Origin of the sequence: Parasphingomonas halimpatiens, assembly GCF_036663795.1 — a bacterium.
Taxonomy (GTDB): domain Bacteria; phylum Pseudomonadota; class Alphaproteobacteria; order Sphingomonadales; family Sphingomonadaceae; genus Sphingomonas.
On the sequence record NZ_JAXOJP010000001.1, the window covers coordinates 214,766 to 234,601 of the forward strand.

19 protein-coding genes are annotated in these 19,836 nt (G+C 68.4%); 11 read left to right on the forward strand and 8 right to left on the reverse strand.

Annotated features, from left to right (window positions below; translation table 11 throughout):
• Positions 1-149: 149 nt before the first annotated feature.
• Positions 150-1,340, reverse strand: coding sequence for a CaiB/BaiF CoA transferase family protein (locus U1839_RS00980; RefSeq protein WP_332801804.1), 1,191 nt, complete (start codon positions 1,338-1,340; stop codon positions 150-152).
• Between the two features lie 96 nt (positions 1,341-1,436).
• Entirely contained in the window at positions 1,437-2,354 is a 918-nt protein-coding gene (locus U1839_RS00985; protein WP_332801805.1) for an alpha/beta fold hydrolase, read from the reverse strand.
• Positions 2,355-2,473: 119 nt separating this feature from the next.
• Between U1839_RS00985 and U1839_RS00990 the strand changes: the two genes are divergently transcribed.
• A complete protein-coding gene (locus U1839_RS00990) occupies positions 2,474-3,370 on the forward strand; it encodes a LysR family transcriptional regulator (RefSeq protein ID WP_332801806.1) in 897 nt (298 codons plus the stop codon).
• A 3-nt stretch (positions 3,371-3,373) separates the two neighbouring features.
• On the opposite strand, the gene U1839_RS00995 is transcribed toward U1839_RS00990, so the two are convergent.
• The 3 genes from U1839_RS00995 to U1839_RS01005 all read right to left on the reverse strand — a co-directional run bounded on the left by U1839_RS00995 (position 3,374) and on the right by U1839_RS01005 (position 6,304).
• The gene (locus tag U1839_RS00995; protein ID WP_332801807.1) at positions 3,374-4,249 is read right to left on the reverse strand and encodes a BRCT domain-containing protein; all 876 of its coding nucleotides are present in this window, start codon (positions 4,247-4,249) and stop codon (positions 3,374-3,376) included.
• A 13-nt stretch (positions 4,250-4,262) separates the two neighbouring features.
• Entirely contained in the window at positions 4,263-5,783 is a 1,521-nt protein-coding gene (locus U1839_RS01000; RefSeq protein ID WP_332801808.1) for a hypothetical protein, read from the reverse strand.
• Between the two features lie 212 nt (positions 5,784-5,995).
• Entirely contained in the window at positions 5,996-6,304 is a 309-nt protein-coding gene (locus U1839_RS01005; RefSeq protein WP_332801809.1) for a hypothetical protein, read from the reverse strand.
• Between the two features lie 76 nt (positions 6,305-6,380).
• Between U1839_RS01005 and U1839_RS01010 the strand changes: the two genes are divergently transcribed.
• A complete protein-coding gene (locus U1839_RS01010; RefSeq protein WP_332801810.1) occupies positions 6,381-6,743 on the forward strand; it encodes a VOC family protein in 363 nt (120 codons plus the stop codon).
• Between the two features lie 151 nt (positions 6,744-6,894).
• On the opposite strand, the gene U1839_RS01015 is transcribed toward U1839_RS01010, so the two are convergent.
• Complete coding sequence (locus U1839_RS01015; protein WP_332801811.1) at positions 6,895-7,503, reverse strand: TetR/AcrR family transcriptional regulator; 609 nt, start codon at positions 7,501-7,503, stop codon at positions 6,895-6,897.
• A 145-nt stretch (positions 7,504-7,648) separates the two neighbouring features.
• On the opposite strand from U1839_RS01015, the gene U1839_RS01020 reads away from it, so the two are divergent.
• From U1839_RS01020 to U1839_RS01035, 4 genes are all read left to right on the forward strand, one after another.
• The gene (locus tag U1839_RS01020) at positions 7,649-11,041 is read left to right on the forward strand and encodes an acyl-[ACP]--phospholipid O-acyltransferase (RefSeq protein WP_332801812.1); all 3,393 of its coding nucleotides are present in this window, start codon (positions 7,649-7,651) and stop codon (positions 11,039-11,041) included.
• A 79-nt stretch (positions 11,042-11,120) separates the two neighbouring features.
• Complete coding sequence (locus U1839_RS01025; protein ID WP_332801813.1) at positions 11,121-11,381, forward strand: ribbon-helix-helix domain-containing protein; 261 nt, start codon at positions 11,121-11,123, stop codon at positions 11,379-11,381.
• Positions 11,382-11,383: 2 nt separating this feature from the next.
• On the forward strand, positions 11,384-11,797 hold the full coding sequence (locus tag U1839_RS01030; RefSeq protein WP_332801814.1) for a putative toxin-antitoxin system toxin component, PIN family: 414 nt from the start codon (positions 11,384-11,386) through the stop codon (positions 11,795-11,797).
• Between the two features lie 165 nt (positions 11,798-11,962).
• Positions 11,963-12,517 (forward strand): DUF1003 domain-containing protein, encoded by a 555-nt coding sequence (locus tag U1839_RS01035; protein ID WP_332801815.1) that lies wholly within the window; start codon positions 11,963-11,965, stop codon positions 12,515-12,517.
• A 171-nt stretch (positions 12,518-12,688) separates the two neighbouring features.
• Here U1839_RS01035 and U1839_RS01040 read toward each other — a convergent pair whose 3' ends face one another.
• A complete protein-coding gene (locus tag U1839_RS01040) occupies positions 12,689-14,290 on the reverse strand; it encodes a DHA2 family efflux MFS transporter permease subunit (protein WP_332801816.1) in 1,602 nt (533 codons plus the stop codon).
• Positions 14,291-14,346: 56 nt separating this feature from the next.
• Here U1839_RS01040 and U1839_RS01045 point away from each other — a divergent pair, with 56 nt between their 5' ends.
• The 3 genes from U1839_RS01045 to U1839_RS01055 all read left to right on the forward strand — a co-directional run bounded on the left by U1839_RS01045 (position 14,347) and on the right by U1839_RS01055 (position 16,494).
• A complete protein-coding gene (locus U1839_RS01045; protein ID WP_332801817.1) occupies positions 14,347-14,940 on the forward strand; it encodes a TetR/AcrR family transcriptional regulator in 594 nt (197 codons plus the stop codon).
• A 121-nt stretch (positions 14,941-15,061) separates the two neighbouring features.
• On the forward strand, positions 15,062-15,376 hold the full coding sequence (locus U1839_RS01050) for a PaaI family thioesterase (RefSeq protein ID WP_332801818.1): 315 nt from the start codon (positions 15,062-15,064) through the stop codon (positions 15,374-15,376).
• Entirely contained in the window at positions 15,373-16,494 is a 1,122-nt protein-coding gene (locus U1839_RS01055; protein ID WP_332801819.1) for an HlyD family secretion protein, read from the forward strand. The genes U1839_RS01050 and U1839_RS01055 overlap by 4 nt, the downstream gene beginning before the upstream one ends.
• Before the next feature lie 6 nt (positions 16,495-16,500).
• On the opposite strand, the gene U1839_RS01060 is transcribed toward U1839_RS01055, so the two are convergent.
• A complete protein-coding gene (locus U1839_RS01060; RefSeq protein WP_332801820.1) occupies positions 16,501-17,145 on the reverse strand; it encodes a TetR/AcrR family transcriptional regulator in 645 nt (214 codons plus the stop codon).
• Positions 17,146-17,241: 96 nt separating this feature from the next.
• Here U1839_RS01060 and U1839_RS01065 point away from each other — a divergent pair, with 96 nt between their 5' ends.
• Entirely contained in the window at positions 17,242-17,907 is a 666-nt protein-coding gene (locus U1839_RS01065; RefSeq protein ID WP_332801821.1) for an O-methyltransferase, read from the forward strand.
• Positions 17,908-18,144: 237 nt separating this feature from the next.
• Positions 18,145-19,836, forward strand: a complete 1,692-nt coding sequence (locus U1839_RS01070; RefSeq protein ID WP_332801822.1) for an MFS transporter — start codon at positions 18,145-18,147, stop codon at positions 19,834-19,836.

Below are 19,836 nucleotides of genomic sequence, written 5' to 3' on the forward strand. Positions count from 1 at the left end.
GGCGGGATTCGCCATGGATTGGGTTGGGGGGCGCCTTCTTCTAAGCCCCTCCCCTTCAGGGGAGGGGTTGGGGTGGGGCCTATCCCAGAACGCGCGCTCGCGGCACTGCCCCACCCCCAGCCCCTCCCCTGAAGGGGAGGGGAGTAGGCTCACCCAACCTGCACCGCCCCCGCCGCAACGAACGCCGCGATCTCCTCCGCACCATACCCAAGCCCGGCCAGGATAGCCGCGCTATGCTCCCCCACCAGCGGCGCCCGCCGCATCGGCTCGCGCGGAGCATCGCTCAGCGATATCGGCGCGCCGACGATCGGGGCGGGGCCGGGGGTGCCGGGATAGTCGACCTGCTCGACATACCCCATCGCCTGGACCTGCGGGTGCGCCATCACCTGGCCGGGCGCGAGCATCTCGCCCGCCGGCACACGCGCTTCGCCCAGCGCCGCCATCGCTTCGGCGGTAGTCCGCGTCGCGCACCACGCCGCCATCACTTCGCTCAGCGCGTCGCCATTGTCGCCGCGCCTGATGTCGTCGGCGAAGCGGGGGTCGTCGATCAGTTCCGGCGCGCCGACCAGTCGTGCCCAGCGGACGAAGATCGGGTTGCCGACCACCTGCGTCATGATCCAGCCGTCGGCAGTGCGGAACAGGTCGGTCGGCGACGAGCCGAAGCTGCGGTTGCCGAGCGGGCGGCGCGCGATCCCGGTCAGCGCATGGTCGATGCTCAGCACGTTGGCCATGGCGGTCGCGCTGCCGAGCAGCGAGCCCGACACCTGCTGCCCGCGCCCGGTGCGGTCGCGCTCGCGTAGCGCTACCATCGCGCCGAACGCGCCGTGCAGCGCGGTGGCAAAGTCGACATAGTTGACCTGCGCGCGGTACGGCTGCTCTTCGGTGCCGGTCAGCGCGACTACCCCCGACATCGCCTGCGCCACCGCGTCGAAGCCGACGCTGTGCGCCATCGGCCCCGCGTCACCGAACGCCGAGGCGGTGACGAGGATGATGTCGGGCCTGATCGCGGCGAGCGAGGTTAGGTCGAGCCCGGCCTTGGCCAGCGCGTCGGCCGGCATGTTGGCGACGACGATGTCGGCGGTCGCGACCAGCCGCCGGACGATCTCGCGCCCGCCCTCGCTGCCCAGCGCCAGCGCGGGCGACTGCTTGTTGCGGTTGAGCTGGAGAAAGGCCGCGCCCGATCCGTCCTCGGCGACCGGCACGATGAAGCGGTCCTCATTGCCGCCGATCCGCTCGACCCGGATCACCTCGGCGCCGTAATCGCCGAGCAACGCGGCGCAGTACGGCCCGGCAATGTAGCGCCCGAAGTCGAGCACGCGGATCCCGCTGAGTGGTTGCATGTCGCCCGCGCTCCCCTGCCCGTGTCGGGTTGCGGTCTGCGGCGCGCGGCGCGCTTTGACAAGCCGGCCGCCGTGGCGACCGGCCCATCCCGCGCCCTACTTCTTCGCGTCGAGGAAGCCGCGCACCATCTTCACCGTCGCTGTGGGCTGTTCCTCCATCAGCCAGTGGCCGGCATCGGGGATCACGCCCTCGCTCACGTCGCTCGCCGCGAAGCGCATCACCGCCGCCATGGTCGGGCCGAACGACTTGGCGCCGCCGATCGCCAGCACCGGCATGCTGAGCTTGCCCGTAGCGAGGAAGACCTTGTTGTCGATCGCGTCCTGGTCGAACGCGGCGAACTGCGCGAAGCCGGCATGCATCGCGCCGGGCCGGGCATAGAGCGCGGCATAATGCTCGCGCGACGCCTCGCTGAACCGCGCCGGGGTGGCCGAGAACTCGTTCCAGAAGCGGTCGAGATAGATCCGCTCGCGCCCCGCGACGAGCCGCTCCATGTCGGGCCCGCCGAAGCGGAAGTGCCACAGCAGCGGGTTCTTGAGGATTTCCTCCCACGGCCCGATGCCGGGCAGCGGCGCGTCCATCAGCACGAAGCGCGTCACGCGGTCGCGGTGCTCGGCGGCGAAGGCATAGCCGACCATGTTGCCGATATCGTGGGTGATCAGGTCGGTCTTGCCGATCTTGAGCGCGTCGAGCACGCCGGCAATGTCCTGCCCTTGCGTCTTCTTGTCGTAACCGCCGGCCGGCTTGGTCGACAGCCCCATGCCGCGCAGGTCGGGCACGACGACGCGGTGGTCACGCGCCAGGTCGGCGGCTAGCGGCGCCCACATGTCGCCGGTCTCGCCATAGCCGTGGAGCAGGATGACCGCCGGCCCGCTGCCGCCGACGCGAACATGGATGGTGGTGCCGTTGGTGGCGATGTCCTGTTCGACGAAGGCGGGCGGGAAGGGCTCGACCTGGGCGAGCGCGGGGGCGGCAGTCAGCATCCCCAGCAAGGCGGCAACGATCGGACGAAGCATGGTGTAACTCCCTGTTATCGGCATCGGAAAGGCGATGGCGTCTGGACAGGAAGATGCGGCGGCGGCATCGTTCACACTAGCCGGCAAGGGCCGAAACTGGTTTCCGGGATATCCGAACGATGTTCAAGCTCGACGGTGTTGCCGCCTTCGTCGCCACCGCCGAGGCAGGGTCGATCAGCGCGGCGGCGCGGCGGCTCGGCCTCGCCAAGTCGGTGGTCAGCGAACGCCTTGCCGAGCTCGAGCGGGCGCTTGGCACGCGGCTGGTCCAGCGCACGACGCGCAAGCTGTCGCTGACCGAGGACGGCCACACCTTCCTCGCCCGCGCGCAGCGCATCCTGTTCGAGGCGGGCGCGGCGACCGCCGAGATGGCCGAGCGGCGCGGCACTTTGGTCGGGCCGCTCCGCATCTCGGCGCCGGTCGGCTTCGGTCTGCTCCATCTCGGCCCGGCGCTCTACCGCTTCCTCGCCGACCATCCCGACATCGACCTCGCGCTCGAGCTCGACGATCGTTTCGTCGATGCCGCCGCCGACGGCTTCGACGCGGTGCTGCGCCATGGCCCGGTCGGCGACAACCGCCTCGTCGCCAAGCGGCTCTCGACCAGCCGCCGCCTGCTCGTCGCATCGCCGGGCTACCTCGCGCGGCGCGGTGTGCCCGCGACGCTGGCCGATCTGGCGGGCCATGACGGCATCCTCTACGCCAACCGTGACGCCGACTGGCGCTTCGCCGGGCCGGAAGGGTGGGACGTGGTGCGGCCGCGCGCGGTGCTGCGCGTCAAAAACGGCCTGATGATGCGCGACGCCGCGCTCGCCGGGCTCGGCATCACGCTGTTGCCGACCTTCTTCGTCCATGATGCGCTCGGCGCGGGCACGCTGGTGGCGGTCGATATCAGATGCGCGGCGGAAGGGGCGGAGCTGCACATCGCCTACCCGCGCGACCGCAGCGCCTCGGCCAAGGTGCTCGCGCTGACCGCGAGCCTCAGGGCGTCGTTCGGCGACCCGCCTTACTGGGACCGCTGAACCTCAGGCCGGCCGCCACCACAGGTCGTCCGCCGCCGGGGCATCGGCGCGCATGATGCGCACCGCATCGGCGGGTTCGTCGAGCGGGCCCGCGGAGTCACCGCCGGGCAGCAGCAGGTCGAACGCGCCGGGTGTCGCACGCAACACCAGCCCGACCGCGCCGATGCTTTCGGACCAGCAGATGTCGCCCGCCGCCGCTTCCGCCCCGTCGCCGGGTTCGTGCGCGTTATGCGCCCGCAGCCACGCCGCCAGGGTGGCGCCGTCGGCATCGCGCTCGAGCCCGGCGAGATCGATCGTGACGCCCTTTTGCCGCGCCAGTTCGGCGAGCAAGGCCCCGGGCAGCGCGAGCGACCGCTGGCCGGCCCGCGTCTCGCCCCACAGCCCGACGAGCGCCGACAGGATCGCTGCCGGTGCCGCACCGAGCGCCGGCGATGCCGGTCGCTCGGGCGTCGTCCAGGCGCGGGGCTGCGGGTCGGGCACCCAGCGCAGGACCAGCGCCTCGCCGTCGTCGGGCGCCGCGCCGATCAGCCGCGTCGCCTTGCCGTCCTTGTCGACCGACTGGACGAGCCACATCGTCAGCGCGTCGCCGATGACGAGATCGCCCGGCGCGCAGGCGGCATCGCGGTCATGCGCGACCAGCCCGGCGCCGTGGCGTTCGAACGCGACGAGCATCGCGAAGGCGCGGGCATGCGCGTCCGGCGCATCCTCGTCGTCCGCCGGGCGGTCGAACGGTATCGCGAGCTGCGAGACGATCCGTGCCGCCCGCTCGACGATCGCCGCGCCGTCGGCCTGCTCGGGCACGGACATCATGCCGAGCACGTCGTTCATGTCGGCGGCCTGCTGCCGCGCCGCCTTCACCGCGTCGCCGATGTCGCTCACAGCGCGGCCTCCCTCACAGCTGCACGGTCCATTGATCGAGATGGTGATCCTTGTCGCTGCCCTGCCAGAAGCGCCCGACCTCGATCTCCGGCAAGGTCCCGTCGGGGAACAGGCCCTGATCGACGAAGAATTTGTGCTTGGCGCGGAGCTTGGGATGGTCGGGCGGCAGCGTCACATATTCGCCCTCGCGGATCAGCTGCGCGCGGTTGAACAGCAGATAGACCGCGGTTTCCGGGATCTCCTCGATCGGGTCGGTGGCGGCGTAGGTCGACACGATGCCGTCGGCGACGAGCGCCGGTTCCAGCGCGGCCTTACTCGCGAGATAGACCGTGCGCGCGGCGTCCCATTCCTTCTGTCGCGCGGCCGCGTCGGCCGGCAGCGCCTTGTTCGCCGCGTCATATTTGGCCTGCAGGTCGGTCGACGCCGCGGTGAACGGCGCGAGCAGCGGCCAGACCGTGCCGCCCTCGATGTGCAGGCCCAACCAACCCGCCAGCGGCTGAAAGCCCGTAACGAGGTTGGGACGGATCGGGTTCTTCTGCAGCAGTCCCTCGCCCGGTACGCGCCACAGATAGTTGCCGATGTCCCAGATCACCTTGCCGGTCGCTACATCGCCGGCCGCGATGATCGACGCCGCGACGGGGCCGAGTTCCCAGCCGGTGATCGCCGACCATTCGCCGATCAGGTCGTCGGGCATCAACAGCTTGCGGATCGCCGTCATGGTGAACACCATGCCGATCGCGACGCCTGCCACGACCTGATAATAGGTCGATTCCTTGCGCATGTCGCGCCGCGTCTGGACGATCAGCTGGTGCGCGTTCCACAATGCCTTGCGGTAGGTGGCGGCATGGACGAGCTCGTGCAGCACGACCTTGACGAACTCGATGTCGGCCGTCTGCAGGTCGCCGGCGGCGCTGCCGGCCGGGAAGACGGCGAGCTGTTGCACCAGCGCATCGGCGATGAAGACGGCATCCTGGAAGATCGGCACGGTCTTGCCGCGCACCGTGCCGCGTGCGCCGGAATCATCCTTGGTCCGCACGATCGGCATCGACCCTGCCGCCACACGCAGCTCCTCGGGCATCTGGCCGATCAGTTCGTGCATCAGCGCGATCGCCCGCTGGCCCGCGGCATCGCTATCCCAGTGCACCTCGTAATTGGCGGGATAGGGATACATCGCCCTGGCATAGCCGCCCCATTGGTCGGCAAAGCGCACCGTCGCGCCGAGCGTGGTGGTGAGGACCCCGCTCTTGGTCTTGATCGTTACCTTGACGCTGACATGAATCAGCGAATGCGTCGGCGTGTCGCCCGGCAGGAAACGGATCGCGCTGCCATCGCTGTCGATCTCGATGCGCACGCCGTCATAGCGCGACTTGGCGTTCAGCCCGACCAGCCTGACCGGCAAGGGCGCCTTGTCGCCATTGGTCACCGTCCAGCTGGCGCCGCGCAATTCCTCATCGTCGGCAAGCTCGACGATGATCGGCTGGATCATGCCCGAGCCGAGCAGCAGCAGCAGGTTGTCGGTCGAGAGCTTCGCCATCGTCTAGCGCCGCCGGCCGTGCGGCGCGTGCTGCCGGTGCGACCGGAACCGCTGTGGTTCCGGCGAGATTGCGTGGACCATGCTGCCCCCTTGCGTTGCAGCCAGCATAGCATGGCGGAAGGATGGCGTAAGCCAGACTTCGCTCGCGTTTCGGTTCTATTCCGGCCCGGAATTGCCAGCGTTACCAATAACGTGCAGGTATCGGTCGGACATCACTCAGTCGCCCGCGCTACACGCCGCCACGGTGCGAGCGGCGTGACGATCGCCGCCTCGGTCGGGCCGTGCCGCTCGATCGCGATCAGCGAGCGGCCGGCGAGGTGGCGCAGCGCATCCTGCACCGCGCGCTTCGACAGGCCGGTGCGCTCGGCCATTGCGGCATGGCTTAGCGCCGCGCGTCCGGCGGCATGTTCGGCGCACAAGGCGAGATAGACGAGATAGGCCGCGGGGCGCCGGTCATGCCCGACCAGGTCGCGCATCAGCGTGTCCAGCACATAGGCATCGAGCGCGACGGGTGGCAGCATCTGCTATAGCAATGGCTGCATACCTTCCGCGCGGCAAGGCCGCTTCGTAGCAAGGGGCTCGAGAGGAGACGCAGCCATGATCAGGCAGCTCAAGTTCGTCGGCATCCCGACCACCGACCAGGACCGCGCACTAGCCTTCTGGACCGAGAAGATGGGCTTCCGCGTGATGACCGACCAGCCGCTCGGCGCGCAGCGCTGGATCGAGCTCGGCATCCCCGGCGCGCAGACCGGAATCGTGCTGTTCACCCCCGAGGGGCATGAGGACCGGGTCGGCACCTTCTTCAACGGCTCGTTCGCCTGCGACGATGTCGAGCACAGCTATCGCCAGCTCGCGGCGCGCGGGGTCGAATTCACCGGCCCGCCCGAGAAGCAGCCCTGGGGCACCTTCGCACGCTTCCGCGATGCCGACGGCAACACCTTCATTCTGTCGAGCCGGTGAGGCGGCCGGCGTGGCGCTGGAGCGAGATGGCCTCCGCCTGAATCGCCCTCAGTCCGTTCGTTTCGAGCGAAGTCGAGAAACCTGGCGTAGCGCCTGTGGCCGTTTCTCGACTTCGCTCGAAACGAACGGGTTAAGGTAATAACATCCCGCTTCAGGCCGCAGCGGCACGCGCCCGCGCGGCGTCGATCGTCTCGCGCACCCGGGCATGCACGGTCTCCAGCGGCGCGGTTTCGCCGAGCAGGCCGAAGGTGCCGTTCAAGGTGAAGAAGCAGTGGCCGTGCACCGTGGCGAGCAGCGAGCGGGTCAGCGCGTCGGTGTCGGCGTCGCTCTCTTCGGGCAGCACGGCGGCGATCTCGTCGCGGACGATGCCGGTCAGCGCGCGGATGCGGTCGCGGTAATAGTCCGGCACGCCGACATCGGCGGGCATGCGATGGTCGTACAGCGCGGTCCAGGCGTGGCGGTGGATGATGGCGAATTCGAAATAGGCCTCGATCAGCACGCGCAGCCGATCGCCCTCCGCACCGGCGAGGCGGTGCGCGAGATGCGCCTGCCACAGCGCCAGCGTCTGCTCGTTGATCGCCAGCACGAGCTGATCGTGCGAGCCGAACACATTGTACAGCGTGCCGATCGAATAGCCGATCCGCTTGGCCACCTCGCGCGCCGAGAAGCGCGCGAAGCCGACCTCGGACATCTGGCGATGCCCCTCGCTGACGATCATCGCGCGCAGTTCCTCGCGGGTGTGGTCGGAGCGTCTCGCCATTAATTGAACACCGTTTACTTTTAATTAGACAGCGTATAATAATCCTGCGACTCGCCAAAGGCAAGGAACTAAACCTCCGTGCGTGCGGCATTTCTTAACCGGCGCTGCGGCATGGCCGCGCCGGGCTTGAACGGGAGAAGAGCCAATGTCTGCGCCGGATCTGTCGCTGCTCGGCAAACGCCGCTTCGCGCCCTTGTTCGTCGTCCAGTTCCTCGGGGCGTTCAACGACAATGTGCTCAAGTTCGCGATGCTGCTGCTCGCGACCTACACCATCTACAAGGACGCGCCGCACAGCGCCGAACAGCTGACGACGATCGCGACGGGGCTGTTCATCCTGCCCTATTTCCTGTTCTCGGCGATGGCCGGGCAGATCGCCGATGCGTGGGACAAGGCCAAGCTGGTGCGCGTCATCAAGGCGGCGGAGATCGGCATCATGGGCCTCGGCCTGCTCGGCTTCTGGGCGGAATCGATCCCGCTGCTGCTCGGCGCGCTGTTCATGATGGGCATGCACTCGACCTTTTTCGGACCCGTCAAATATTCGTTGATGCCGCAGCACCTGCACGCCAACGAGATCATGGGCGGCACCGGGCTGATCGAGGCCGGGACCTTCCTCGCGATTCTCGGCGGGCAGCTGCTCGGCAGCAAGCTCGCGCCGTGGGAAGCGGGGATGACGGCGTGCGCGCTGGCGGTGCTCGGTTTCGCGGTGAGCTGGGCGATCCCCGCCGCGCCACCGGCCGCGCCAGGTATGCGGATCGACCGCAACCCGTTCCGCAGTACCTGGCACGTGCTCAAGACCGCGCATGACGGCGAGGGCGTGTGGCTGTCGATCCTCGGGATCAGCTGGTTCTTCGCGGTCGGCGCGATCCTGCTCGGTTATTTCGTGCCGCTGGTGGCGACCGTGCTGGGCGGCACGCGCGACGTGGTGATCCTGTTCCTGGTGGTCTTCTCGGTCGCGATCGCGCTCGGCTCGCTGCTCGTCAACCGGTTGCTCGGCGGCAAGGTGTCGGCGAAATATGTCCCGGTCTCGGCGCTGGTGATGGCCGCCGGCATGATCGACCTGTGGCTGTCGACGCACCATTATGTCCCGCTGGTCAGGAATGTCGGCCCGCTCGCCTTCGTCGCCGACAGCGGCAACTGGCGCATCCTGATCGACCTGATTGCCATCTCGCTGTCGGGCGGCATGTTCATCGTGCCGCTGTACGCGATCCTGCAGACCGCGACGCCGCCGAACGAGCGCTCGCGCATCATCGCCGCCAACAACATCGTCAACTCGGCGGTGACGGTGGTGGTCGTCGCGATCGTCACCTTCATGATGGCGTCGGGCGTGTCGGTGCAGGGCGTGATCGGCGCGATGGGTTTCTCGACGCTGGCGGTCGCGCTGATCGCCTGCTGGCTGCTGCCGGAAACGGTGTTCAAGGCGCTGATCCGCACCGCGCTGCGGCTGGTTTACCGCATCGAGCTGACCGGCGCGGAGAACATGCCGGCGCCCGGCGCGCGCGCGGTGGTGGTGGTCAACCATGTCTCGTTCATCGACGGGCTGCTGCTCGCCGCCTTCCTGCCCGGCAAGCCGACCTTTGCGGTGCACACCGCGATCTGCCAGCGCTGGTGGATCAAGCCGCTGCTCAAGCTGTTCCACGCCTTTCCGGTCGACCCGGCGAACCCGATGTCGGCCAAGCGCATGGTCAAGGCGGTGCGCGAGGGGCGCACTTTGGTGATCTTCCCCGAGGGCCGCATCACCGTGACCGGCGCGCTGATGAAGGTGTTCGATGGCCCCGGCATGGTCGCCGACAAGGCCGATGCGCCGATCATCCCGGTGCGCATCGACGGCGCGCAATACACGCCCTTCTCCTATCTGCGCGGCAAGGTGCGGCTGCGCACCTTCCCCAAGATCCACCTGACGATCCTGCCGCCGCGCCGCTTCGTCATCGAGGGCGAGATGTCGGCGCGCGCGCGCCGCGCGATCGCCGGGCGGCGGCTGTATGACGAGATGAGCGAGATGATCTTCGCCACCTCGGACATCGACCGCTCGCTGTTCGGCGCGCTGATCGACGCGCGCACCATCCATGGCGGCAAGGCCAGGGTGGTCGAGGACATCAAGCGCGTGCCGCTGAACTACAACAAGCTGATCACCGGCAGCCTCGCGCTGGCGCGGCCGCTGGGCGCGGCGAGTGCGCCGGGCGAGGCGGTCGGCGTGCTGCTGCCCAATGTCGCGGGCGTGGTGGTGAGCTTCTTCGCGCTGCAGGCGATTGGCCGCGTGCCGGCGATGCTCAACTATACCGCTGGCCTCGCCAATCTGAAGGCGGCGTGCACCGCGGCCGAGGTGCGCACGATCGTCACCGCGCGCGCCTTTGTCGAGCAGGCCAAGCTCGGCGACGTTCTGGCCGGGCTGGTCGCCGATGGGCGGCGCGTGCTGTACCTGGAAGACATCGCCGCCGGCATCGGCGCCGGGGCGAAGCTGCGCGCGCTGCTCGCCGCGCGCTTTGCCGAGCGCAACCATCGCCGCCTGGCGATCGACCCCAACGCGCCGGCGGTGATCCTGTTCACCAGCGGCTCGGAAGGGCTGCCCAAGGGCGTCGCGCTGAGCCACCGCAACCTGCTCGCCAATTGCCAGCAGCTCGCCGCGCGGATCGACTTCAGCAGCGCCGACGTCGTGCTCAACGCGCTGCCGGTGTTCCACAGCTTCGGGTTGACCGGGGGCACGCTGCTGCCGGTGCTGAGTGGCATCAAGACGTTGCTCTATCCCAGCCCGCTGCATTACCGCATCGTGCCGGCGCTGGCCTATGACAGCAACGCGACGATCATGTTCGGCACCGACACCTTCCTCGCCGGCTATGCGCGGATGGCGCACAGTTACGATTTCTACGCGCTGCGCTACATCTTCGCCGGGGCCGAGCGGGTGCGCGACGAGACGCGCAAGGTCTATGCCGAGAAGTTCGGGCTGCGCATCCTCGAAGGTTATGGCGCGACCGAGGCCGGGCCGGTGATCGCGGTCAACACGCCGATGCATTTCCGCGCCGGCACGGTCGGCCGGCTGCTCCCCGGCATCACCGCGCGGCTTGAGCAAGTGCCGGGCATCGAGGAAGGCGGGCGGCTGTCGATCAGCGGGCCCAACATCATGGCGGGTTATTACAAGGCCGATGCGCCCGGCCTGCTGCAACCGCCCGAGGGCGGGTGGCACGACACCGGCGACATCGTCGCGATCGACGCGGACGGTTATGTCGCGATCAGGGGCCGCGCCAAGCGCTTCGCCAAGATCGGCGGCGAGATGATCTCGCTGCCGGCGGTGGAAAGCTATGCCGCCGCGCTGTGGCCCTGCTTCGACCATGCTGTCGTCACCCGCCCCGATCCGCGCAAGGGCGAGCAGCTCGTGCTGTTCACCACCGCACCCGACGCGAAGTTTGCCGCGCTGTCGAGCTGGGCCAAGGCCAATGGCGTCGCCGAAATCGCCATCCCGCGCGACATCCGCGCGGTCGAGGCGCTGCCGGTGCTGGGCACGGGCAAGCTCGATTATGTGACGATGGGGGAGATGGTGGGGTGAGGGGGCGGCGGCAGTTGCCGTTGCAGCCGACGCCGCTGAGCGTGATAAACGTCCAGACGCATAAACACACAGGTGATGGATGAGCGACCGCGCATGCTGGAGTCTCAAGGTCTCGCGCGACACCGACATTGCGCTCCGCACGCTGCTGGCGACGCGTGGTGGGCGCAAGGGAGACCTCTCGCGTTTCGTCGAAGAAGCGGTCAATCGTGAGGTGATGCGCGAAACGATCAAGGAGGTTCAGGCGCGTAACCACGACCTGGCCGCCGACGTCGTCGAAAGGATGATCGAGGAAGAGGTCGGAGAGGCATGTAAGGTGATCTGGTCAACGCCGCGCCGCTGAAGGTGCGCGTTATCCTTGAGACCAACATGCTGCTTAGCGGGCTCCTGTCGGCCGGCGTCGTGCCGGCCCGGCTGGTCGAGGCGTGGCTCGATCACCGCTTCATCCTTGTCAGCCACGCGATCCAGCTCGATGAGCTGCGCGAGGTCACGCGCCGGGACAAGATCCGTGCGCGCCTCAAGCCCGCCGAGGCGGGGCGTCTGATCAACCAGATCAAGGCCATCGCCGAGATGGTCGATCGGCTGCCGCCGGTCGAGCGATCGCGCGATCCGCGCGACGATTTCCTGCTGCCGCTGTGCGAAGCGGGAAAGGCGGACCTGTTGGTCACCGGCGACAAGGACGACCTGCTGTCGCTTGAGCGGCATGGTGGCACCGCCATTGTGACGGCGGTCAGTTTTGCGGAAACGCTGCGGTTGTGATCGGCATATCGATGTCGATGGGTAACATCTCGAACCAAGTACCGTTCGCTCTGTTTGGCGCGCTCCCATAACCAATCCCGCGCATGACGGACAATTCACCGGCAGGCCATTGGGTTGCCGCCATTCCCGCGATATCGTCCGCCGCTAACAGGAGGGCAGGGTGGCATGACGCTCGAAACCGTACGCAGCGAGATCCGCGAGGGCGAGACGAAGCTGCTCGCCGAACTGCGCCGCCTGCGCCGCATCGCGCGCACCGATCAGGGCGCCGCCGCACCGCCGGCGATCCCGCTGACCGCCGGACAGCGCATCGCCGACACCGTCGCGGCGACGATGGGTTCGTGGAAATTCATCATCATCCAGACGACGATCCTGGTCTTCTGGATCGCGCTCAACATCACCGCCTGGATCCAGCATTGGGATCCCTATCCCTTCATCCTGCTCAATCTCGCTTTGTCGTTCCAGGCGGCGTACGCCGCGCCGTTCATCATGATGAGCCAGAACCGCCAGCAGGACATCGACCGGCTGGCGGCCGAGCATGACTATCAGATCAACATCAAGGCCGAGCTCGAGATCGAGTCGCTGCACCAGAAGCTCGACCTGCTGCGCGAGAACGAGGTGCTCGCCCTCAGCAAGGCGGTGCAGGAGCTGACCGAATTGCTCAACCGCTCGGGGCTGTGTGATCCGCCGGCGAACGATGGGGCGGCGGCGCCTGCGGGTTGATAGTCGCGTCGGGTGATCCCCCGGGTCAGGGTAATGTCGTCCCGCCCTACCGTTCGTGCTGAGCTTGTCGAAGCACTGTTCTGCTTTCTACCGTTGAAAAGAAGAACAGCCCTTCGACAAGCTCAGGGCGAACGGAAATAATAGGCGATCCAGACTCAACGCACGAAGCCCTCAATGCGCCTCCGCCGGCGGCGCGCTCGCGCCAGCTTTGGGTGGCGTACAGAACGGCACCAGCACCAGCGCGGCGAGGAACAGATAGGCCATCAGCCGGAACACGTCGTCGAACGCCAGCGTCAGCGCCTCGCGGCCGACGATGCGCGTCATCACCGCATCGGCCATCGTCGCGGCGCGGACCGGGTCGGGGGTGACTTGCCCCATATAGCGGGTCAGCGCGGCGAACGCCTCGCCGGCGGCGCGCGGCATCGCGCCGAGCGCCTCGTTCAGCCGCAGCGCGTGCCAGCGCGTCATGTCGCCGAGCCAGGTGTTGACGACCGCGATGCCGATCGCCCCGCCAAGGTTGCGCATCAGGTTGAACAGCCCCGAGGCGTAACGCAGTTCGGGTCCGTCGAAATGGCCCAGCGCCAGCCCGACCGAGGGCACGATGCACAGCATGATCGCAAAGCTGCGCACGACCTGCGGCCAGAACAGGGCGGCGAAACCCCAGTCTGGGGTCATCGCGCTGAACAGCCATAGTCCGAAGGCGAACAAGGTCAGCCCGGCGGTGATGACGATGCGCTGGTCGACGCGCTGCGACAGGCCGGCGGCGATCGGCACGCCGAGCAGCTGCGCGATGCCGGAGATGAACACCGTCGTGCCGATCTCCGACGCGTTATAGCCGCGCACCCGGCCGAGAAACACCGGCACGAGATAGGTGCCCGCATAAATGCCGAAGCCGATCACCAGATTGAACAGGCAGGCAAAGGCGAAGGTCGGCTTGCGGAACGGCGTCAGCTTCACGATCGGCCCCGACGAGCGGAACGAGCGTTCGAGGAACAGCAGGAAGGCGACCGCCGAGACCCACGCCGCGCAGAGAATATTGGTGTCGCCGAACCAGTCGTTCTTCGGCCCTTCCTCGAGGACATATTCGAGGCCGGCGAGCGCGGTCGCCATCGACGCGAGATGGACCCAGTCGATCCGCCTGAGCATCGCGAGATTGGGCGCGTCGACGCGGACCAGCGCCAGCGTCAGCAGCGTGACGATCGCGCCCGGCACGACGTTGATGTAGAAGATCCAGCGCCAGCCCAGCGCATCGGTGATCCACCCGCCGACCGTGGGCCCAAGCGTTGGCGCGAGCACCGAGACCATGCCGAGGATCGCCGGGATCATCGCGCGCTGCTTGCCGGTGAACAGCACATAGCCCGTCGCGAACACCGTCGGCACCATCGCCCCGCCGACGAAACCCTGCACCGCGCGGAACAGGATCATCGATTCGATGCTCCATGCCGCGCCGCACAGCACGCTCGACAGCGTGAACAGCCCGGCCGACAGCGCGAACAGCCAGCGCGTCGACAGTGCCTGGGTGAGGAAGGCCGAGAAGGGGATCATCACCAGCTCGGCCATCAGATAGGCGGTCTGCACCCAGCTGATCTCGTCCGGACCGGCCGACAGCCCGGCCTGCACCTCGTTCAATGAGGCGGCGACGATCTGGATGTCGATCAGCGCCATGAACTGGCCGAACGCCATCACCGCGAAGATGGCATATTTCTGCGCATTGCCGAGCGCCGCCGGGTCGAAGGGCGCGCGCGGGCTCAGGAAAATCGCACTCGTCGCCACCGCTCTTGTCTCCGTCCGCGATTATATTATATGCGTCATATAAAGGGAGTCGGCAAGTGCGCTATGCGAACGAACACAAGGCGGAGACCCGGGCGCGGGTGCTGAAGGAGGCGGCGCGCGAGATCCGCGCCAAGGGGCCGGACGGGGTCGGCGTGGCGGGCGTGATGGCGCGCGCCGGGCTGACGCATGGCGGCTTCTACGCCCATTTTCCGTCGAAGGATGCGCTGGTCGTCGAGGCGATCGGCGAGATGTTCGACAGCGCGCGGCGCCGCGCCGCGCCGCTCGCGGCGAGCGACGATCCGCGCGGTGCGCTGCGTGCCTATGTCGATTTCTATTTGTCGGCGGCGCACCGCGATGCGCGCGAACGGGGTTGCCCCTTGCCGGCGCTGTCGGGCGATTTCGCGCGCGCCGGGGCGCCGATGCGCGAGCGTTTCGGTGCCGGCATCGCGTCGCTCAATGGCCGCATCGCGACGGTGCTCGACGCAATCGGCGTGGCCGAGCCCGAAAGCGAGGCGACCGCGCTGATGGCGCAACTGGTCGGCGCGGTGGCGCTGGCGCGCAGCGTCGGCGCGGGCGCGCAGTCGGACGCGATCCTCGCCCGGACACGCGCCGCGATCATGGCGCATTACGGGCTGGAGGCGGCGGCATGAGTGACGGCGCCGATGCACCCAATGGTCTGGCGCAGGTCCGCGCCATGCTCGCCGGCGGCGGCCAGCCGCCGATCGGCCGCACGCTCGACTTCGCGCTGGTCGAGGTCGAGAGGGCCGCGCGGTGTTCGAGGGCGTGCCTGGCGAACATGCCTATAACCCGATGGGGCAGGTGCATGGCGGCTATGCCGCGACTTTGCTCGATTCGGCCTGCGGCATCGCGACCTATGCCAAGCTCGCGGCGGGGCAGGGTTTCACCACGCTCGAATTGAAGGTCGCCTATCACCGCGCGATGACCGCCGACACCGGCACGGTCCGCGCCGAGGGGATCGTCACCGTGTTCGGCCGACGCATCGCCTATGCCGAAGCGAAACTGACCGATGCGTCGGGGCGGCTGCTGGCCTCGGCCACCTCGACCTTGCTGGTGCTGAGCCAGTGAACGCGCCGCTCGCCGCCGACAGCCTTGCGGTTGCCGCGCCGCTGCGCCGGCGCTTCGCCGTGCCGCGCAACGCGCTGGTCATGGGTCTGCTGGCGGTGGTCATCGCGGTTGCCGGCCTGTTGTGGCTGACCGCGCCGCGCAGCAGCGAAAGCACCGACAACGCCTATATCCATGCCGATTCGAGCGCGGTCGCGCCACGCGTCGGCGGTCTGGTCGCGGCGGTGCTGGTCGAGGACAACCAGGCGGTGCGCGCCGGCCAACCGCTGCTGCGGCTCGACGGGCAAGATTATGCCGCGCGCGTCCGCGCCGCCGAGGCGGCGGTGGCCGATGCCGATGCCGGCGTCGCCAGCGCACGCGCTGCGCTCGCCGCGCTGTCGGCCGATGAGGGGTTGGCGGCGGCACAACGCCGCGCCGCCGGGACGACGATCGCCGCGGCCGATGCCGAATATGCCCGCGCCGCGGCCGATCGGACGCGCTTCGAAGCGCTGATCGCGCAGGGTTTCGCGACGCGCCGCGACGCCGAACGCATCGCGGCGACGGCGATCGGCGCCGCCGCGCAGCGCGAGCGCAGCCGGGCCGATCTCGGGGTCAGCGGCGAGCAGGAAGCGGTCACCCGCGCCCGCCGTCCGGTGTTGCAAGCGCAACTCGCCCAGGCCGAGGCGAATGCGGCAAAGGCGCGCGCCGCGCGCGACCTCGCGCTGCAGGATCGCGACCATGCGCTGGTCGTCGCGCCGATCGACGGCGTGGTCGGCAATCGCCAGGTGCAGGTCGGCGATTATCTCCAGCCCGGCTCGCGCGTGCTGACGCTGGTGCCGCTCGCCTCGCTCTATGTCGTGGCCAATTTCAAGGAGACGCAGACGCGCGACATGCGCGTCGGGCAGGCGGCGCAGATCACGGTCGATGCGCTGGGCGGCGCCGTGCTTACCGGCCGGATCGAAAGCTTCGCGCCCGGCGCGGGCAGCGCCTTCACGCTGCTGCCGTTCGAGCCGGGCTCGGGCAATTTCACCAAGATCGTCCAGCGCGTCGGCGTGCGGATCAGGCTCGACCCCGGCCAGCCGGCGCTGGCGCGCCTGCGGCCCGGCCTGTCGGTGACGGCGAAGGTGGCGCTGCGGAGCTGAGGCGCCTCAGCTGCCGTGCGCCGCCCCCATGAGGCGGTGGAGATAGGCGTCGAACATGTCGGCGAGCGCCTCGGCATAGGCATGGATCTCGTCCGGCGTGCGCGGCGTCGCCGAGAAGGACGCGCCGACCTCCCTGATGGTGGTCTTGATCAGGTCGGCGGCCAGCACGCGCACTGGATCGGGCGCGTCGGGCAAGGCCTCGCGCATGAACGCCTCGACCACGCCGGCGCTTGCGGCGCGTATCTCGACCGCTTCCGCGGCATCGCGGTAGAGCGGGGCGGCGTCGTTGAGCGCGCCGCGCACCGCTGCCTCCTCGCATTCCGAGCGGAGGAAGGCGTGGACGAGGCGCCGCAACCGCGCCGGCGGCGACGGCGTGCGATCCTCGAGGATGTCGCGCAGCATCTGCGACGTCTCGCGCCACTCGTCGCTTTGCAGGCGAAACAGGATCGCCGCCTTGTTGGGGAAATATTGGTAGAGCGACCCCACGCTGACGCCCGCGCGTTCCGCGACGCGCGCGGTGGTGAACCGCGCCGCGCCCTCGCGCGTCAAAACCTGAACAGCGGCGTCGAGTACGGCCGAAACCAGCGCGGCTGAACGCTGCTGGCGTGGCTGCTTGCGCGAGGAGACGGCGGTGGTTTCGGCGCCTGCCATGGGGTGTCGCTGCCAATGCGAATAGGGAACGCGACGGATTAGTCGTATTTTCCGGGGCGGGCAAACACCCATCCGCCCGCACCATGGAGATACGCAATGACCACCCTGACCAGCGCCCCGGTGGCGCCCCTGCTCGCGCGCCTGTTTGCCGAGGCCGAGGCGCAATCGCCGGCGACCGACCCCGCCTTTGCCGCCATATCGCCCGAGGAACGCGAACGGCTGATGCGCAGCCGGGCCGATTATCGCATGCTCTATGCCGGGCTGAAGGATTATGCGCTGCCTGTCTCCCCGGACACTGGCCGGCTGCTCTACATGCTGGCGCGGGCGGTGCGGGCGCGGTCGATCGTCGAGTTCGGCACGTCGTTCGGGCTGTCGACGCTGCACCTAGCGGCGGCGCTCCGCGACAATGGCGGCGGCCGGCTGGTGACGAGCGAGTTCGAACCGTCGAAGGTGGCGCGGGCCAGCACCAACCTCGCGGCGGGCGGGCTGGCCGACCTGGTCGACATCCGCGTCGGCGATGCCCTGCAGACGCTGGCAAGCGATCTCCCCGAGACGGTCGACCTGTTGCTGCTGGACGGCGCGAAGTCGCTTTATGGCGACATCCTGGCGCTGGTCGAGCCACGCTTGCGGCCGGGCGCGGTGATCGTCGCCGACAATGCCGACTATTGCCCGGCCTATGTCGCGCATGTCGGCGCCGTCGCCAACGGCTATATCAGCTTGCCGTTCACCGACGAGGTCATGCTATCGGTCCGGCTGGGATGATCGCAGTGCAACAATTCGTTGCCGAGGCGGAACAAGCCGCCGGGCACGGACGTTGCGCGCCATGCGGATGACCAACCGTCGCCTGCCCCGTGACGGCTGTCATGGGGCGGCGCGGTGGCGCGCCGCGTGTTGCTTTACGACTATAAGACAGGGGTGGGCTCCGGCCGACCTCACCCAAGATATCGACACCGCCCGGTCGCTCGCCTGACGACCGCCGGACCGCAAGGCAGAGTTTTTTTGGCCGACCAGACCGCCGATCCTGAAGGCTATACATTCCAGCCGCACGAGCGCCCGACGCTGCCAGGGTCGCCGGCCAACCCCGATCATCCGACGCGCCGCCGCGTCGGCTATTTCGCGATCGGCGGGCTGATCGGCGTCACCGCCGGGCTCGGCAATGCGCTGGTGCTGGTCAACCTCAATTTCGCGCAAGGCACGCTCGGCCTGGCGCCCAACGAGAGCGCCTGGCTGACCGCAGCCTATTACATGACCAACGTCACGGCGAACCTGTTGCTGGTGAAGTATCGCCAGCAATTCGGGCTGCAGCCGTTCATTCGCTATGCGCTCGTCGTCTATGCGCTGAGCACGCTGCTGCACCTGTTCGTGCACGGTTTCTGGACCTCGGTCGCGGTGCGCGCGATCAGCGGCGTCGCGGCGAGCGGCCTGTCCACCCTGACCATCCTCTACTTCATGCAGAGCATGCCGGCGGCCAAGCGGCTTGCCGGGGTGATGTTCGGCATCTCGATTCCGCAGCTCGCCACCCCGCTGGCGCGCGCGCTGTCGCCGGGGCTGCTCGACTGGGGCGACTGGCACATGGTCTATTGGTTCGAGCTTGGCCTCGCGCTGCTCTCGCTGGTCGCGGTGATGGCGCTGCCGCTGCCGCCGAGCGAGCGCGAAAAGGTGTTCGAGCCGCTCGATTTCCTGACCTTCGCGTTGCTCGCGCCGGGGCTGTGGCTGCTCATCGCGGTGCTGTCCGAAGGACGGATCGAATGGTGGCTGGAGCGCGACTGGATCGGTTATGCGCTGGTCGCGAGCGTCGTGCTGATCGCGGCGGCGGTGGTGGTCGAGCATCAGCGCGTCAATCCGCTGATCGATACGCGCTGGCTCGCCACGCGCGAGATCGTGCGGCTGATGCTCGTCGCCGGCTCGGTGCGCATCCTGCTGTCGGAACAGGCGTTCGGCTCGGTCGGGTTGTTGACGGTGCTCGGCATGCTCAACGACCAGATGATCACGCTCAACCTGATCATCGTCGCCGCATCGCTGCTCGGGCTGGTCGTCGCCGTGCTGACCTTCCGGCCGGCGAGCCTCGCCCGGCCGATCAACATCGCGGTCATCCTGATCGCGATCGGGGCCTTCATGGACGCATTCTCGACCAACCTGACGCGGCCCGAGAGCTTTTATCTCAGCCAGGCGATCATCGGTTTCGCCTCGGTCCTGTTCCTGGCGCAGGCGATGGTGATCGGCATGGCGCGCGCGATCCTGACCGGCGGCAAGCATTTCATCACCTTCGTCGTGCTGTTCTCGATCAGCCAGAGCATGGGCGGGCTTGCCGGCAGCGCGCTGCTCGGCACCTTCCAGGTGGTGCGCGAAAAGGTCCATTCGCACGAACTGGTCCAGGCGATCGTGATGACCGATCCGCAGGTCGCGGCGCGGATCCGCGGCGGCGCGGGTATCTATGCCGGGACGATCGGCGACCAGACGCTGCGCGGCGCGGCGGGGGCGGCAACGCTCGCCCGGCAGGTCGCGCGCGAGGCCAATATCCTCGCCTTCAACGACGTGTTCCTGCTGGTCGGTGTGCTCGCCGTGCTGACCGCCTTGTGGGGTTTTGCGATCCGCTGGTCGATCTGGCGGCGCGAGGAGGTGTCGCCGGTCGTGCAGCTCCAGCAAAAGATGATGCAGGCGATGGCGACGCCGGATGCCAAGGGAAAATAA

What these genes read in the sequence shown, in the direction of transcription:
- U1839_RS00980 (WP_332801804.1), bottom strand. Translation starts at nt 1,340, where the DNA reads ATGCAACCACTCAGCGGGATCCGCGTGCTCGACTTCGGGCGCTACATT.
- U1839_RS00985 (WP_332801805.1), bottom strand. Translation starts at nt 2,354, where the DNA reads ATGCTTCGTCCGATCGTTGCCGCCTTGCTGGGGATGCTGACTGCCGCC.
- U1839_RS00990 (WP_332801806.1), top strand. Translation starts at nt 2,474, where the DNA reads ATGTTCAAGCTCGACGGTGTTGCCGCCTTCGTCGCCACCGCCGAGGCA.
- U1839_RS01000 (WP_332801808.1), bottom strand. Translation starts at nt 5,783, where the DNA reads ATGGCGAAGCTCTCGACCGACAACCTGCTGCTGCTGCTCGGCTCGGGC.
- U1839_RS01005 (WP_332801809.1), bottom strand. Translation starts at nt 6,304, where the DNA reads ATGCTGCCACCCGTCGCGCTCGATGCCTATGTGCTGGACACGCTGATG.
- U1839_RS01010 (WP_332801810.1), top strand. Translation starts at nt 6,381, where the DNA reads ATGATCAGGCAGCTCAAGTTCGTCGGCATCCCGACCACCGACCAGGAC.
- U1839_RS01015 (WP_332801811.1), bottom strand. Translation starts at nt 7,503, where the DNA reads ATGGCGAGACGCTCCGACCACACCCGCGAGGAACTGCGCGCGATGATC.
- U1839_RS01020 (WP_332801812.1), top strand. Translation starts at nt 7,649, where the DNA reads ATGTCTGCGCCGGATCTGTCGCTGCTCGGCAAACGCCGCTTCGCGCCC.
- U1839_RS01025 (WP_332801813.1), top strand. Translation starts at nt 11,121, where the DNA reads ATGAGCGACCGCGCATGCTGGAGTCTCAAGGTCTCGCGCGACACCGAC.
- U1839_RS01035 (WP_332801815.1), top strand. Translation starts at nt 11,963, where the DNA reads ATGACGCTCGAAACCGTACGCAGCGAGATCCGCGAGGGCGAGACGAAG.
- U1839_RS01060 (WP_332801820.1), bottom strand. Translation starts at nt 17,145, where the DNA reads ATGGCAGGCGCCGAAACCACCGCCGTCTCCTCGCGCAAGCAGCCACGC.
- U1839_RS01065 (WP_332801821.1), top strand. Translation starts at nt 17,242, where the DNA reads ATGACCACCCTGACCAGCGCCCCGGTGGCGCCCCTGCTCGCGCGCCTG.